Here is a 15,769-nt window from a genome sequence, read left to right as displayed (position 1 = left end):
CAAGTCACACGCCCTGCCCTTAGACGGGAAGCGAATTCTACACCGTAAATCCCAGCATCATTCCCGTATCTTCATGCTCCAGCAGATGGCAGTGCGCCATATAGGCATGTTCTTTCGGCGCATCGTGATCAAATTTCACCAGTACTTCACTGACATCGCCTTCAACCCTGACGGTATCTTTCCAGCCGCTCCTGTGGGGTGCCGGCGCTTTACCGTTTTCGGACAAAATACGGAACTGAGTGCCGTGAATATGGAACGGATGCAGCATCATGTCGCCTTTGCCAGAAATCACCCACCGCTCATACTGCCCTTTCGCCGCCGCAAACAGGGGAACATTCATATCAAAGGCTTTACCGTTGATCCGATTCGCATTATGGAAATCAAACTCCTTATTACCGTGCTTCATCTGCGCCGTGCCGCCATGATTCATGCTTCCCATGTCACCGTGGTTCATATTGTTCATATTCCCCATCTCTCCGTGATTCATCATCATGCCATGGTCCATGCCGGACATGGCCTGGTCGCCATATTTTTGCATCAGCGCCTGCATGCCCATCATATCGAGCATCGGATCCATCGAGAGCTGCAAAGTACGCTGAGTCAGGCCCTGAAGCGAGGGCAGCGCTGGCATAGCGGCCAGCACATCCGGCAGCTTACCGGAAGCCTGGATAGTCAGCGGCTGCACGCGTAACACTGGCTGCGGCCGATCAAACGGAGCGATCGCCATCCCCATCTGGTTGACCGGGAGCGTAATTAAATCGAAGGGCTTCCCGTCAGTGGTATCTACCAGCACTTCGAAACGCTCGCCCATCAGCACCGGCAGCGCGTTAACTTTCACCGGCTCAGCCAGGAGACCACCATCGCTTGCCACGACGTACATGGGCCGCTTATCGCTGGTGGCGAAATTCAAAGAACGCGCATTACAGCCGTTCAGCAGACGTAAACGTAGCCAGCCGCGAGGCGCAGCGTGCTCCGGGTACAGCGCGCCGTTAGTGAGCAGCGTATCGCCAAACCAGCCCACGGCTGCGCTCATAATATCGAGCTGATAATCAATCTCTCCCGCTGAGGTGAATTTTTTATCCTGCACAATCACCGGGACATCATCAATTCCCCACTGCTTTGGCAGGAGCAGCTTTTCGCTTTCTGCATCAGAAATCAGCACCAGCCCTGCCAGCCCCATCGCGACCTGTCTGCCGGTTTTACCATGCTGATGGGGATGGAACCAGCAGGTCGCCGCCCGCTGCGTTGGGGTAAAGGTCACCGTGCGGGAGCCTCCGGCGGCAATCACGTCCTGGGGACCGCCGTCCACGGCGCCGGGAACCTCCAGACCGTGCCAGTGCACGGTGGTCTCCTCCGCCAGACGGTTATGAATGTCGATGGTCGCCTCCTCACCCTGCTTAAGCTGTAGGGCCGGGCCCAGCAGATTGCCGTTATAGCCCCAGGTGGTCGCCAGATGAGGGCCGAACTGCGTTTTTCCAGCCTGAATGATTAACGAGATGCGATTACGCGCGTCGGCGGTAAGCAGTTCGGGTACAGGCAAAGATGGGCGGCTGGCGGCAAAAACCGAGCGGCTCCATAGCGGCAATGCGCTGGCCACGCTGACCGCAGCGGTTAGTTTAAGAAACTCACGACGTTGCATTTTCACATCCTTTTTATTCTGCTGGTGAATAATTGAGCTTAAACCCTCCCCCAACAGGAAGGTCAAGCAGAAGAGTAAGAATAAAGCTCGGCGCACTGTAACGAAGTGTGCTAACTTTGTTTGTCCGTGATTCAATGGTAGAAAAAATGAAGACGCTTTTCAGAACAATAGTGCTTGGCAGCCTGCTGACTCTCTCCGCCAATAGCTATGCATTAAGCGAGTCCGAAGCGGAAGATATGGCTGATTTAACGGCAGTATTCGTCTTCCTGAAGAACGACTGCGGTTATCAAAATCTGCCTAACACGCAGATTCGCCGTGCCCTGGTCTTTTTTGCTCAGCAGAATCAATGGGATTTAAGCAATTACGACAGCTTCAATATGAAAGCGCTCGGCGAAGATAGCTACCGGGACCTTAGCGGAATCCAGATTCCCACCACTAAAAAATGCAAAGCGCTGGCCCGCGATTCGCTTAGCCTGCTCGCTTACGTGAAATAACCCCCCCTTCATTTCATAATACGGTAGCCGTGCGAATACGGCTATGGCGCCGCGTAATAATAGCAATTCAATTAACAACAGCACTTAATTTATATCTCAATTCATAGAATTCAATGATAATTCATTAAGCATTCAACATATTAATATATACCCTAAATAATTAGAGTTACTTGAAGGCGACAAGGGGTGAGCGAGCGTAGCCAACGCATAAGCAGCGTGAAATATGACGGGTATAACTAATATTAAAAGTACGCCATCAAAAATCATAAACTCTATTATTGCATTCTTCTTTTTCGCACACTATTATCGCCCGATAACACCTCTTTTTATCAATGGAATGAAACCTTGAACAGATCCTTATTTACAAGCATAGCGCCTCTGGCCCTCATTTTATTAGCGGGTTGTAATTCAATACAATCCAGGCAATCCGCCGGATTAGTGAAACCCTTATCTGAGTCGACATTAAGCCAACAGCAAACCGAACAGCAGAGAATCGCCGATGAGCAAGCGCGTTTAGACACTTGCCGTAAAGCGCTGGAGTCGCTGAAAGAAGTGAACCCCAAACAGGCGGACAAACTCGGCAATGAGTTCACTGCCCTGCTTAGCGCGGCATCACAATATAATTCTGTGCGCAGTAAAGTGGCAGAACCGACAAAACAGGGGATCGATTCGATGTACCAGTTCAAATCAATCAAGCTGTGCGCTGATATTGAAAAGGAGCTGATCGATAGCCTTGTTAAACGTGGTGAAAATGTTCAGCCATGAACGGGAAAATAGCCAAAAACTTCAATCCGGTATCGCTGGCAGCAGTTTTTGTGCTGGCGCTATCGCCGGATGTCTATGCGGAAAAAGATGCCCTTATTAGCGTCACGGCAAGCTCAAATAGTGATGCTTCAGGCCCGGCATTTTTAAATTATGCTAAAGAGCATCAGGCGCAAAAAATCAGCGAGCCGGTAAAGCCCGTTGAGGAGAAAAGCAATAATACAAAAACAACGAATAAAAAAACCGTCCTGAATACCCATGAAGTTTCCCGTCAGGCTGCAATAATTGCTCAAAAAGATAAACTCATCCGCCAACTTCGGCAGCAGCTTGATGCGAAGCCGGCCATGATGAACGCCGAAGCAGACAACCAAAAAGCGCTGAAGGATAAAATTCAGCTGCTTGAGAAAAAGTTAGCGACTGCCGTAGCCGAAAAACAACAATTAATAGATAACGCGCTATCCGCCGCGGCTGAAATAAAACAGATCGAGGGTCAGCGTAATGCCACAGAAAATAAAACGCTGCAGCAGGAAAAAAGAGTGGCATTAATAGAATCCGCGAAACAAAAAGTTGAGCGTCAGCTGGCTGAGGCAACCGCCGAAAAGCAATCCCTGCAGCAGAAGCTCGCAGCGCTGGAAACAGAAAAACAGGATACGCTCTCAAAGCTGGCGGCGGCCGCAGCAGAGAAACAAGCGCTCACCGGTAAGTTCACGACAGAGGCGAAAGAGAGGCAAGCCCTCGCAACAAGGCTCGCTGCTGCAGAGGCAGATCAGCAGGAAATGCTGACAAAACTCGCCGCGGCTGACGCCGCACAGCGGGCGCTGCAAACGAAACTCGATGCGTCTCAAGCCGAGCAGAAAGCAGCGATAGCGAAGCTCGCCGCCAGTGAAGCGGAAAAAACAGATTTAACGACAAAGCTGGCGGCCGCGGCAGTAGAAAAACAGGCGCTCACGGCTAAACTAGACGCCGTTATCATCAGTAAGCCCCAGCCGTCCCTTCAGGCGGATGCTGTCCGTCAGCAGGCCGATCAAGACCACGCCCTACAGCAGGCCAGCGCCGATGAAATTACCCGGCTAAAGGCCAGGCTTGCTGACGCCGAGGCGAAAAAGCCGCTGGCTATCGACTTTGCAAAAGAGCCTCTGCGGCAGGCTTACGCTATCGGCGTATCGATGGGCGAGGAGGTGCTGCAGCTCTTATCTACCCGGGCATCTCAGGGCGTAAAAACCAGTAAAGATACCGTTTTACAGGGGATTATGGATTCTTTTTCAGGGGATATCGCCCTTGATGAGAAAGCGCGCAATAAAGCCTTATTCGATGTGTCTAAAAAAGTCTTTCAGAACCTAAAGAAGCTCGAACAGCAAACCCTTAGCGAAGGAAAGAAATATCAACAACACTTCGCGAAGCAAAAAGGGGTGGTATTGAAAGACGGCATTTACAGTCGCATAGATTATGCCGGCAAGGGCAAGATTCTCGACAGCGATATCGTTACCGTCACCATCAAGGAAACGCTTACCGACGGAACCGTCATTAACGATATGGAAGCGGAGGGGAAAGTCTGGTCCCAGCCTCTGAAATCTTATCCTCCCATCTTCCTTGGGCCACTCAAGCGGCTGGGAAACCACGGAGCGATAACGGTCGTGATCCCTCCCAATCTCGCCTACGGCAGCGAAGGCAAGCCGCCTAAAATCCCGCCGGGAGCGACCATGGTATATACCGTCAGAATCGTTGACGCCACTGCGGCGGAACCACAGGTTAAAAAACCCTGATCCTGGTGCCTCCCACCGGGGAGGCGTTTTCCCCTCTTTGTGAACGGGTAATGTTCCACGCTTCATTTGCTGAAATATCCACCGTGCATCATCTTCTATAGTTGGCTATGATGTTGCGCTCATTTTTAATGGGTGTAACAGGTGTTAACAAAGGAGGATCTGCCCGTGGCCGATAGCAATCTGTGGCATGAAACGCTGCACGACCATTTTGGTCAGTATTTCAGCGTTGATAACGTTCTGTATCATGAGAAAACCGAGCATCAGGATTTAATCATTTTCGAAAACGCAGCCTTTGGCCGCGTGATGGCGCTGGACGGCGTGGTACAAACCACCGAACGTGATGAGTTTATCTACCATGAAATGATGACCCATGTTCCTCTGATGGCCCACGGCCAGGCGAAACATGTGTTAATTATCGGCGGCGGCGATGGCGCCATGCTGCGCGAAGTCTCCCGTCACCGCAGCGTCGAAACCATCACCATGGTAGAAATTGACGCTGGCGTGGTTTCATTCTGTCGCCAGTACCTCCCCAACCATAATGCGGGTGCGTACGACGACCCGCGCTTTACCCTGGTGATTGACGATGGCGTCAATTTTGTTAACCAGACGGCGCAAACGTTTGACGTCATTATCTCCGACTGCACCGATCCTATTGGTCCCGGCGAGAGCCTGTTTACTTCCGCCTTCTATGAAGGCTGCAAGCGCTGCCTCAACCCAGGCGGGATCTTTGTCGCTCAGAACGGCGTCAGCTTCCTGCAACAAGATGAGGCCGTCGATAGCCATCGCAAGCTCAGCCATTACTTTAGCGACGTAAGCTTCTATCAGGCGGCGATTCCCACCTACTACGGCGGCATCATGACCTTCGCATGGGCCACGGACAACGAAGCGCTGCGCCATCTTTCCAGTGAAATCATCCAGGCCCGTTTTCACAAGTCGAACCTGAAGTGCCGTTATTACAATCCGGCCATTCACGCGGCGGCATTTGCTTTACCGCAGTATTTACTGGATGCGCTATCCACCGTTAAGTAAGGAGGTGATCTAAATTGAAAAAATTGAAGCTGCACGGCTTTAACAATCTGACCAAAAGCCTGAGTTTTTGCATTTACGATATCTGCTACGCAAAAACGGCAGAGGAGCGCGATGGCTACATCGCCTATATTGACGAACTCTACAACGCCAACCGCCTGACGGAAATTTTGTCAGAGACCTGTTCGATTATCGGCGCCAATATTCTTAACATTGCCCGCCAGGATTATGAACCGCAGGGCGCCAGCGTGACGATCCTGGTCAGCGAAGAGCCAGTCGATCCGCAGCTTATCGATCAGACAGAACACCCGGGTCCGCTACCGGAAACCGTGGTGGCGCATCTCGATAAAAGCCATATCTGCGTTCACACCTATCCGGAAAGCCATCCTGAGGGCGGACTGTGCACCTTCCGCGCCGATATTGAAGTCTCAACCTGCGGGGTCATTTCACCGCTGAAGGCCCTGAACTATCTGATTCACCAGCTAGAATCCGATATCGTCACGATTGATTATCGCGTTCGCGGTTTTACCCGCGATGTGAACGGCATGAAGCACTTCATCGATCATGAAATTAACTCCATTCAGAACTTCATGTCCGAAGATATTAAGTCTTTGTATGACATGGTGGACGTGAACGTTTATCAGGAAAATATTTTCCATACTAAGATGTTGCTTAAGGAGTTCGACCTTAAGCACTATATGTTCCACACGAAGCCGGAAGATTTGAGCGAAGAGGAGCGTAAGGTGATTACCGACCTGCTCTGGAAAGAGATGCGCGAAATCTACTACGGACGTAATATACCGAGCGTGTAACACCGTATCGGCTGGCGGTATCCTTAACGTTCAGGCTGTACCAGCGTAAGGGCAACGGACTGCGCTTTCAGCTCAGCCTGAACGGGAAGAGGCAGACTCACATCGGTAATAATGTCAGTGAAGCGGCCCAGCGGAGCGACGTTGAACAGCGAGTGGGCGCCATATTTGCTGCTGTCGGCCAGTAAGATCTTACGCTGGGCGTTGGCAATGATCTCCTGCTTCAGCCCCGCCTTTTCTTCCGTCGGCGTCGTCACGCCCTTTTCCACGCTCCAGCTGTTACAGCTCATAAAAGCGATATCGGGATAGACGCTACGTAACATCTTACGACCAAACTCGCCGATACAGGACTGACTGCTGTCATCAATGCGGCCACCGACGATGGTCACTTCTATCTGCCGGAACTCGGATAAAAACAGAGCGATATGCAGATCGACTGTGATCACCCTGAGCGGAAGATGGGTCAGGCATTTTGCCAGCTCCAGCATGGTGGTGCCGGCATCCAGTACCACCGCGTCGCCCGCCTGCACCATCGAGGCGGCAAAACGCGCAATCGCCCGCTTTTCCGCAGGCGATCGTAGCTGCTTTTCATTGGTGGTAGGCTGAGAAGGCTCAAAGCGCCGCAGGGCAACACCGCCGTGGCTGCGGCTGATCACGCCTTGCTCATCCAGTTTGATCAGATCGCGTCGTATCGTTGCAGGCGATGCTTCTACCGCATCCACCAGCTGTTCCACGGTCACCAGCGTATGATTTTTCAAATACGCCACAATCTTATCCAGACGGTGTTGTCCTTTCATAACAGGAAATTACGCCAGTTGCATTGCCAGTTTAATCGATACGGCCATGCTCTCAGATTTTGCTTTTCCCGTCCAGGCTATATCAAACGCGGTGCCGTGATCGGCAGAGGTGCGGATGAACGGCAGACCCGCGGTGATATTCACCCCATCGTAGAAGCCAAGCAGTTTGAGCGGAATATGTCCCTGATCGTGGTACATCGCCACCACCATGTCATATTGCCCCTCGTACGCCTGTAGAAACACGGTGTCCGGCGGGCAGGGCCCGTAAACATCGATTCCCTTCGCTTTCATGTTTTCAATGGCCGGCGACACAATGCGTATTTCTTCATCGCCAAACAGACCGTTTTCGCCCGCATGGGGATTGACCCCGGCAACGGCAATGCGCGGCTGGGTGAATCCGACGCGTTTCAGGAAGCGATCCGCGATGCCGATGACCGTCTCCACGCGCTGGCCATTAAGCGTATCGAGGAACTTACGCAACGCAATGTGGGTCGAGACATGAATGACCTTCAGCTTGTCGGTGTAGAGCACCATGGCGTAATCACGGCTTTCAGTCAGCGTCGCCAGCAGCTCGGTATGACCAGGATAATTGTGCCCGGCCAGATGAAGCGCTTCTTTATTCAGCGGTGCGGTCGCGATGGCGTGTACGTCGCCTTTCATCGCCAGCGCCGTCGCCCGCTTCACGCAGCGGTAGGCCAGATCGCCCGCCTGGGCCTGCACTTTACCCGGCTCCAGCGCGTCCGGCTGGGCCAGCGGCTCGTCGATGACATGAAACACGCCTGGAGCAAATCGCGCCTCCGCGACCTCGGCGATCGCGCGAAAGGTGACGCCTTCCGCCAGCCCTTTGTCCTGCAGACGTTTCAGGGTTTTCAGACACCCGACCACCACCAGCGGCGCGCCGTTGAGCTCGTCTTCACAAAGCGCTTTGACAATAATTTCCGGACCGATGCCCGCCGGGTCGCCCATCGTAATCGCAATTGTTTTAGTTACCACTGTACATCTCCTCAATAAAATAAAGCGCATCACAAAGGGTGCTGTCTGAACCGAATCCGCCGGCTTTAGTGATAACCGGCAGATCGTCGATTTCACTGTTAACGAACGTCCCGCAGGGAATACAGGGCGCCACCTCACTCTGAATGCGATAGCCTTCCGCCCCGAGCGCGGCGGCGACCGCGGTGGCGATATCTCCTCCGGTCAGGAACAGCCCGCCAATACGAGCCTGTTCGATAATGCGCAGCGTAATCATTCCGAGGCGTTCGCTAAGCATCTCACCGAGCTGCTGGCGGCTTACGCCAGCCTGAGCGCACAGGCCGTCGATCATCTGCCGATCATCCGCACTCCGGCTGGTACGTAAAATGGTGTGCTGCTGGCGACTGAGCAGCGCACAGGCCTGTTCAACCGCCGCGGCCATTTCCTGCTCGTACTGCGCCGAGGCCAGCCGCGAGGCGTCAATATCCACGACGCTGGCGCGCGCCTGGCAGAGCGCTTTTTCAACCTGCCGCCGCGTGGCCTCGCTCATCGATCCGGCCACCACCAGTACCGGTAGCTCCTGCTTTTCCTGCATGAAGGTGCTGACCGGTAGCGCGTTCGCCAGCCCGGCAGCGCCCACCAACAGCGGCATCTCCTTTTGTTCACAAATAGCCTGGGCAATCAGCAACAGATCGCGATCTTCCACGGCATCCACCACCACCATGCACTCCCCCTCGGCTGAAAAAGCCGTCAACAGGGCGCTCAATTGCCCCCGACGAACGTCTTCGAGCGACACTTCATGAACCGGGATATCGCTTTGCAGGGCGATCAACGTCGCAATGCGTGAGGAGATAATGGGCGTTTTCGGATCGCTGGCGAATTCGGTTTCCAGCAGTGGCGTACCGTTGACCAGGCATAATCCGTCGCGGGTGGTGCGCCCGGCTGCGGGGATAGCCGCCGCAATTACGGCCAGCTTCCGGTTTGCAGCACGCATTGCCGCCGTCACTTCAGCCCCCACGTTGCCGCGGAAAGTAGAGTCGATTTTCTTGTAAACCAGCGGACGCGCATCACCATCGCACCACGGCGCTAACGCCTGCGCTACCGCTTTCCCGGCCTCAGCTGCAGGCATCGCGCGGCTTTCGGTGTTGATCACCAGCACATCAGCGCGACGCGAAGGTTTTTGATCCGGCGTTAGCATCACTTCCGTGCGCGCCCCCTTCTTTGCCAGCTGCACGCCGGTATCGTTAGAACCCGTAAAGTCGTCGGCGATAACGATCATTTTCATGCTTTTTTCTCCTCTGCAACCTGACGCGCTTGCTTCTTAGCCACCCATGAGGTGAGGACCGGCGTCAGAATCGCGGTGGTGATCACCGATGCGGCAATCAGCGGCGCGGCCGCGGCGGCAACCTCTGCCAGAGAGGGATCGGCCTGGGCAATCGCCAGCGGCGTCGCCACGGCGTTTCCGGCGGTACTGGACGCCGCCGCGCCGGCAATCCCGGTTCCGCCCACCAGACGGTCGGCACGAATGTTAAAGAAACCGCCGATAAAGGTCGTCAGCACGCCGAGCAGAATGCCCGCCAGACCGCCCTGTAGCAGCATTTCAAGGTTGATCCCTGCGCCCAGCGCAAAAGCGAAGAACGGAATCAACAGCGGGCCGCCTTTGGTCAGGAAGTCGCGCATGTTGGGATCGAGGTTACCCAGGATCATTCCCACCACCAGCGGCACCAGCACGGCGACCAGCGCCATAATGGGAATGTTGGCCATCCCCGCCGCGCCCAGCGCGATCATCGTAAAGAATGGCCCGTCATTCAGTGACAGGATGGAGATCGCTCCCACATCACGCTCGTTACCAAACTCGCCAACCAGCGCGGCGTAAAGCCCGCCATTCGAGTTACTCATCGCAGCGATGATCGCCACGCCGCTTAAGCCGAAGATCCCTTCAGCGCCAAAGAGCTGTTCCACGCCGAGGCCAATCGCAATGGCGATCAGGAGTTTGGTCAGCGTAATGGTACCGCCCTGCAACAGAGCCTGTGGCGCTGCCTTGACGCTAATTCCCGCTCCCATACAGAGCAGGAAGGCGCCAATCAGCGGCGCTGCGCCGTTTTTAAACAGCGCGGTGGTGAACCCGCCGATCTCAAGCGCTTGCGGGGCAAAGGTATTGATAATGGCGCCGATCACCAGTGGCACAACCATCATGCCGCCAGGTACACGTTCTATAGCCTTTTTGATGTTCATGGTCTTCCCGCCTGTTGTTATGCTGTGATTAAATAAAATCATAAAGATTATATTCAATCAAATAAACTTCACAAACGCGCCAGATCACAGTTTTAAAATGATTAATAAAAATCAAACCAGGCCGTTAAGGCCAAAAAAAAGCCGGACATAACTGTCCGGCCGTGGAAATGATTAACGTTGCTCAGGATTGACCTACAAATTTTCGATAGGTGTTGACGACCTGAAGAAAGTCTTCCACGCCGCATAGCGAGAGGCTTTCTTCGTCATAGTAGCTCATCCCCTCTTCTATCTCATCGCCGGAAAAATCCAGTTGGTTAGCGCGGATCATCACTTCTTCGCCGTCCAGCCATAGCGTGTATTCATGGCCGACGCGTTGCCAGGAACGTTCACTGCCTTTAACGGTGCGCGCGGCCTGCTCGACTTCGTCCAGCAGGGCAAGGTTATCTTTAACCTCTTCGTTGAACCAGTGGCCGATCGCCTCATGATCCATCGACATTCGCACCTTTACCACTCCGGTAATATCGCGCAGAAATTCGTAATCCATAGTCTTTTCCTCTGCAAGGGCAGTGCGTCACCGCTGCACTGTACCCATACAGTCATTATCGCAGCAGTGGAAGAGAAAAAAAGCGTGGTAGACGGAGGGACGGGAAATAAAAATGCCCGGTGACGCAAAGTTCACCGGGCATTGGCGGGATTATGTACAGCGCTGAGTTAGCGCATTACACCGCGGTCTGGAAAATAACCCCGTCGGCCTTCTCGGTGTACTGACCCAGCTGATCGAAGTTCAGATAGCGATAGGTATCCGCTGCGGTTTTATCCACCTGAGCAACATAGGTCTGATACTCTTCCGGCGTCGGCAGTTTACCGATAAGCGCGGCCACGGCCGCCAGCTCCGCAGAGGCCAGGAAGACGTTAGCGCCGGTACCTAAACGGTTCGGGAAGTTACGGGTTGAGGTAGAGACCACCGTCGCACCGTCGGCAACGCGCGCCTGGTTACCCATACACAGGGAACAGCCAGGGATTTCAATACGCGCACCGCTCTTACCAAACACGCTGTAGTAGCCCTCTTCAGTCAGCTGCGCGGCGTCCATACGGGTTGGCGGCGCCACCCACAGACGAGTCGGCAGCTGGCCTTTGTGGTTGTCCAGCAGCTTACCGGCCGCGCGGAAGTGGCCGATGTTGGTCATGCAGGAACCGATAAACACTTCATCGATCTTCTCGCCCTGCACGTCGGACAGCAAACGCGCATCGTCCGGATCGTTCGGCGCGCAGAGGATGGGCTCTTTGATATCGGCCAGATCGATATCGATCACCGCCGCATATTCCGCATCCGCGTCGCCTTCCAGCAGTTGCGGATCCGCCAGCCATTTTTCCATGCCCTGAACGCGACGCTCCAGCGTACGACGATCGCCGTAACCTTCGGCGATCATCCACTTCAGCAGGACGATGTTGGAGGTCAGATACTCAACGATCGGCTCTTTGTTCAGCTTAATGGTACAGCCCGCAGCGGAACGCTCGGCGGAGGCATCCGTCAGCTCAAACGCCTGCTCAACTTTCAGATCCGGCAGACCTTCAATTTCCAGAATGCGGCCGGAGAAGATGTTTTTCTTACCTTTCTTCTCCACGGTCAGCAGACCCTGTTTGATCGCATACAGCGGGATGGCGTGTACCAGATCGCGCAGGGTGATGCCCGGCTGCATTTTGCCTTTAAAACGTACCAGTACCGATTCCGGCATATCCAGCGGCATGACGCCAGTTGCGGCGGCAAACGCCACCAGGCCTGAGCCTGCCGGGAAGGAGATACCGATCGGGAAACGGGTATGCGAATCACCGCCGGTACCCACGGTATCAGGCAGCAGCATACGGTTCAGCCAGGAGTGGATAACGCCATCGCCCGGACGCAGCGATACGCCGCCGCGGTTCATGATGAAGTCCGGCAGCGTGTGGTGTGTGGTGACGTCCACCGGCTTCGGATAGGCGGCGGTATGGCAGAAGGACTGCATCACGAGGTCGGAAGAGAAGCCCAGGCACGCCAGGTCTTTCAGCTCATCACGGGTCATCGGGCCGGTGGTGTCCTGAGAGCCTACGGAAGTCATCTTCGGTTCGCAGTAAGCGCCCGGACGAACCCCGGCCACGCCGCAGGCGCGACCCACCATTTTCTGCGCCAGAGAGTATCCGCGGCTGCTTTCCGCCACGTCTTTCGCCTGACGGAACACATCGCTGTGCGGCAGGCCCAGCGCTTCACGCGCTTTGGTGGTCAGGCCACGGCCGATGATTAGTGGGATACGGCCGCCGGCGCGCACTTCGTCGATCAGCACGTCGGTTTTCAGCTCGAAGGTCGCCAGCAGTTCGCCGGTTTCGTGGTTACGGACTTCACCTTTGAACGGATAAACGTCGATCACGTCGCCCATGTTCAGGTTGTTTACGTCCACTTCAATCGGCAGCGCGCCGGCATCTTCCATGGTATTAAAGAAGATAGGCGCAATTTTGCCGCCGAGAACCAGACCGCCGCCGCGCTTGTTCGGCACGTTCGGAATATCGTCGCCCATAAACCACAGCACCGAGTTGGTGGCGGATTTACGCGATGAGCCGGTACCCACGACATCGCCGACGTACGCCAGCGGGAAACCTTTTTGCTGCAGTGCTTCAATTTGTTTAATCGGGCCAACGGCGCCGGGCTGATCCGGGTCGATGCCTTCGCGGGCGTTTTTCAGCATTGCCAGCGCGTGCAGCGGAATGTCCGGGCGGGACCAGGCGTCAGGGGCCGGAGACAGGTCATCGGTGTTGGTTTCGCCGGTGACTTTAAAAACGGTCACGGTGATTTTGTCAGCCAGTTGAGGACGGCTCAGGAACCACTCAGCGTCGGCCCAGGATTGCATAACCTGTTTGGCGTAGGCATTGCCCGCCTTGGCTTTCTCTTCTACATCGTAGAAGTTGTCGAACATCAGCAGGGTGTGGGACAGCGCTTTCGCGGCGATCGGCGCCAGTTTTGCGTCGTCCAGCGCGTCAATCAGGGGATGGATGTTGTAACCGCCCTGCATGGTGCCCAGCAGTTCGACAGCTTTTTCACGGGTAACCAGTGGAGAAGTCGCTTCGCCTTTGGCGATCGCGGCAAGGAATCCGGCTTTAACATAGGCGGCTTCGTCGACGCCCGGCGGTACGCGGTTAATTAACAGGTCTAACAAGAATTCTTCTTCACCCGCTGGCGGGTTTTTCAGCAGTTCTACCAGCGCGGCCATTTGGGTTGCATCTAAGGGTTTCGGTACAATCCCCTCGGCGGCACGCTCAGCTACGTGCTTACGGTATTCTTCTAGCACGACGGTTCTCCTCGCTCTCATTGTAAAATGCGGTAGGCGATTCTCTTCACGCTCCTGTGAGACAGCAGTTTGTAGGGTAAATGCCCGATACCGCGTCGGCAGCATAGCAGGATTTTGGCGGGGTGTTAATCTGTTTACAAAAAAGCAACATTAAAAATTAGCTGAATCGTTAAGGGCAGAATAATGCAGGTTTTCTGTCAATTTAGCGGTATATAAAATTAATTCTGTTACACATAATTGAGCAAAATCCCAACTAAAATCAAAAACGCAAATACGCGCTCTCTATACTCAGGCAATCCCCCGCTTTTCGACAATACTCTGTCAAAACGGGCCAATTATTGTGCCGGGAGTTCTCATGACACTGCCTTTCAAACCCCATCTGCTCGCGCTGCTCTGTAGCGCCGGGCTATTAGCCGCCGCGGGTACGCTCTACGTCAAAAGCCGGGAGCCGCAAACGGTTCCCGAGCCCCCCGCCGTTGCGCAAACGGCGCAGGCAACCGCCGCCGCCCAGCCGGTGACCACGACCTATACACCCGCGCAGATAGACCAGTGGGTCGCGCCAATCGCGCTCTATCCGGACAATCTGCTGTCGCAGGTGCTGATGGCTTCGACCTACCCGAGTAACGTTGTCCAGGCGGTAGAGTGGTCGCAGGATAACCCCACAATGAAGGGCGACGCGGCGGTGCAAGCGGTGGCAAATCAGCCCTGGGATCCCAGCGTAAAATCGCTGGTCGCCTTCCCTTCCCTGCTCGCGTTAATGGGAGAAAATGCGCCGTGGGTGGAAAACCTGGGTAACGCCTTTCTCGCCCAGCCGCAGGACGTCATGGATTCGGTGCAGCGCTTACGCGCCATCGCCCAGCAGACCGGAACGTTAAAATCCACGCCGCAGCAGAAAGTCATCACCGCCACCCGCTCCGCGGCACCGGCACCGGCTCCGGCAACGTCCACGGCCACCGCTTCCCGCAGCAGCAGCGCCGTGACATCCTCCGCCCCGGCGCAGGTGATTAAAATCGAATCAACCAATCCAAATGTGGTGTACGTGCCGGCCTATAACCCTTCAGTTGTTTACGGCGCCTGGCCTGACACCGCCTATCCGCCGGTCTACCTGCCGCCGCCTCCGGGGGAGCAGTTTACCGACAGCTTCGTCAAGGGGTTTGGCTATAGCCTCGGCGTCGCCACAACCTACGCTCTGTTCAGCAGCATCGACTGGGATGATGACGATCATCACCACCATGACGATGACGATCACCATCACGATGATGATCATCACGGCGGCTACGCGCACAACGGCGATAACATCAACATCAACGTCAATAATTTCAACCATATTACCGGGCAGAACCTGCCGGGAAACCACGCCAGCTGGCAGCATAATCCGGCCTACCGCGGCAATATTCCCTATCCGAACAATACGATTGCGCAGCATTACCATCAGACCAATGTTCCCGGCGGGCTTAGCGCGACCCAACATCAGCCCGCCGATCGCAACGCGCAGCGTCAGGCGGCCATGACGCAGCTACAGCAGCGTACCGGGCCTGCGGATAACGCGCTTAATCACGCGCCTTCCCGCGATGCCCAGCGCCAGGCCGCGTCGCAGCAGCTCCATCAGGTGACCCAGCGCAATAACTATCGCGGCTATGACGCCACGCCGGCGGTAAAAAATAGCGCCGTACAACAGCAGCATCGGGAAGCGGTCAAAACGCAAATTCAGCATCCGACGGCGCAGCAGCAACAGCGCCGTGAACAGTTCCGGGCCGCAACGCCCGAACAACGTCAGCAGAAGCTGAATAATCTGCACGCCAATGCCCTGAGCGGTAACGATATCCGCTCTCCCTCCTGGCAGTCTCAGCAGGAGCGCGGCCTGCAGAGCCGCCATATCTCGGGTTTAAGCAGCGAGCAGCGCAGCGCGGCCAGAGAACATCTTTCCGAACACCGTGAACTGCGCCGCCGCTGAGGAT

13 protein-coding genes are annotated in these 15,769 nt (G+C 55.1%); 6 read left to right on the top strand and 7 right to left on the bottom strand.

The window, feature by feature from the left end:
- Positions 1-37: 37 nt before the first annotated feature.
- Positions 38-1,639 (bottom strand): multicopper oxidase CueO, encoded by a 1,602-nt coding sequence (cueO, locus tag CDA56_RS05955; RefSeq protein WP_102803134.1) that lies wholly within the window; start codon positions 1,637-1,639, stop codon positions 38-40.
- A gap of 146 nt (positions 1,640-1,785) precedes the next feature.
- Here cueO and CDA56_RS05950 point away from each other — a divergent pair, with 146 nt between their 5' ends.
- From CDA56_RS05950 to speD, 5 genes are all read left to right on the top strand, one after another.
- Positions 1,786-2,133 carry a YacC family pilotin-like protein gene (locus tag CDA56_RS05950; protein WP_014227947.1) on the top strand — a complete coding sequence of 116 codons (348 nt, stop codon included), beginning with the start codon at positions 1,786-1,788 and terminating at the stop codon, positions 2,131-2,133.
- A gap of 345 nt (positions 2,134-2,478) precedes the next feature.
- Positions 2,479-2,898: a hypothetical protein gene (locus CDA56_RS05945; RefSeq protein WP_032694409.1), complete on the top strand. Its 420-nt coding sequence runs from the start codon at positions 2,479-2,481 to the stop codon at positions 2,896-2,898.
- Entirely contained in the window at positions 2,895-4,658 is a 1,764-nt protein-coding gene (locus CDA56_RS05940) for an FKBP-type peptidyl-prolyl cis-trans isomerase N-terminal domain-containing protein (RefSeq protein WP_032694410.1), read from the top strand. The genes CDA56_RS05945 and CDA56_RS05940 overlap by 4 nt, the downstream gene beginning before the upstream one ends.
- A gap of 165 nt (positions 4,659-4,823) precedes the next feature.
- Positions 4,824-5,687 (top strand): polyamine aminopropyltransferase, encoded by an 864-nt coding sequence (gene speE / locus CDA56_RS05935; protein WP_032694411.1) that lies wholly within the window; start codon positions 4,824-4,826, stop codon positions 5,685-5,687.
- A 14-nt stretch (positions 5,688-5,701) separates the two neighbouring features.
- The gene (speD, locus tag CDA56_RS05930; RefSeq protein WP_004098656.1) at positions 5,702-6,496 is read left to right on the top strand and encodes an adenosylmethionine decarboxylase; all 795 of its coding nucleotides are present in this window, start codon (positions 5,702-5,704) and stop codon (positions 6,494-6,496) included.
- A 23-nt stretch (positions 6,497-6,519) separates the two neighbouring features.
- On the opposite strand, the gene CDA56_RS05925 is transcribed toward speD, so the two are convergent.
- The 6 genes from CDA56_RS05925 to acnB all read right to left on the bottom strand — a co-directional run bounded on the left by CDA56_RS05925 (position 6,520) and on the right by acnB (position 13,811).
- Positions 6,520-7,290, bottom strand: a complete 771-nt coding sequence (locus CDA56_RS05925) for a DeoR/GlpR family DNA-binding transcription regulator (protein WP_014227944.1) — start codon at positions 7,288-7,290, stop codon at positions 6,520-6,522.
- Between the two features lie 9 nt (positions 7,291-7,299).
- On the bottom strand, positions 7,300-8,283 hold the full coding sequence (locus tag CDA56_RS05920) for a D-threonate 4-phosphate dehydrogenase (RefSeq protein WP_103814180.1): 984 nt from the start codon (positions 8,281-8,283) through the stop codon (positions 7,300-7,302).
- On the bottom strand, positions 8,273-9,544 hold the full coding sequence (dtnK, locus tag CDA56_RS05915; RefSeq protein WP_102803133.1) for a D-threonate kinase: 1,272 nt from the start codon (positions 9,542-9,544) through the stop codon (positions 8,273-8,275). The genes CDA56_RS05920 and dtnK overlap by 11 nt, the downstream gene beginning before the upstream one ends.
- Entirely contained in the window at positions 9,541-10,494 is a 954-nt protein-coding gene (locus CDA56_RS05910; protein WP_025106505.1) for a 2-keto-3-deoxygluconate permease 1, read from the bottom strand. Before CDA56_RS05910 ends, dtnK begins: the two co-directional genes overlap by 4 nt.
- A 181-nt stretch (positions 10,495-10,675) precedes the next feature.
- Positions 10,676-11,038, bottom strand: coding sequence for a protein YacL (yacL, locus tag CDA56_RS05905; RefSeq protein WP_103814182.1), 363 nt, complete (start codon positions 11,036-11,038; stop codon positions 10,676-10,678).
- Between the two features lie 175 nt (positions 11,039-11,213).
- Positions 11,214-13,811: a bifunctional aconitate hydratase 2/2-methylisocitrate dehydratase gene (gene acnB / locus CDA56_RS05900; RefSeq protein WP_025106504.1), complete on the bottom strand. Its 2,598-nt coding sequence runs from the start codon at positions 13,809-13,811 to the stop codon at positions 11,214-11,216.
- Positions 13,812-14,166: 355 nt separating this feature from the next.
- On the opposite strand from acnB, the gene CDA56_RS05895 reads away from it, so the two are divergent.
- Positions 14,167-15,765 carry a DUF3300 domain-containing protein gene (locus CDA56_RS05895; RefSeq protein ID WP_047724456.1) on the top strand — a complete coding sequence of 533 codons (1,599 nt, stop codon included), beginning with the start codon at positions 14,167-14,169 and terminating at the stop codon, positions 15,763-15,765.
- Positions 15,766-15,769 lie beyond the last annotated feature (4 nt).

It is taken from the genome of Klebsiella michiganensis, from assembly GCF_002925905.1.
Classification (GTDB): domain Bacteria; phylum Pseudomonadota; class Gammaproteobacteria; order Enterobacterales; family Enterobacteriaceae; genus Klebsiella; species Klebsiella michiganensis.
Note: the sequence above shows the minus strand (reverse complement) of the source record. Positions and strands in the feature narration are given on the sequence as shown.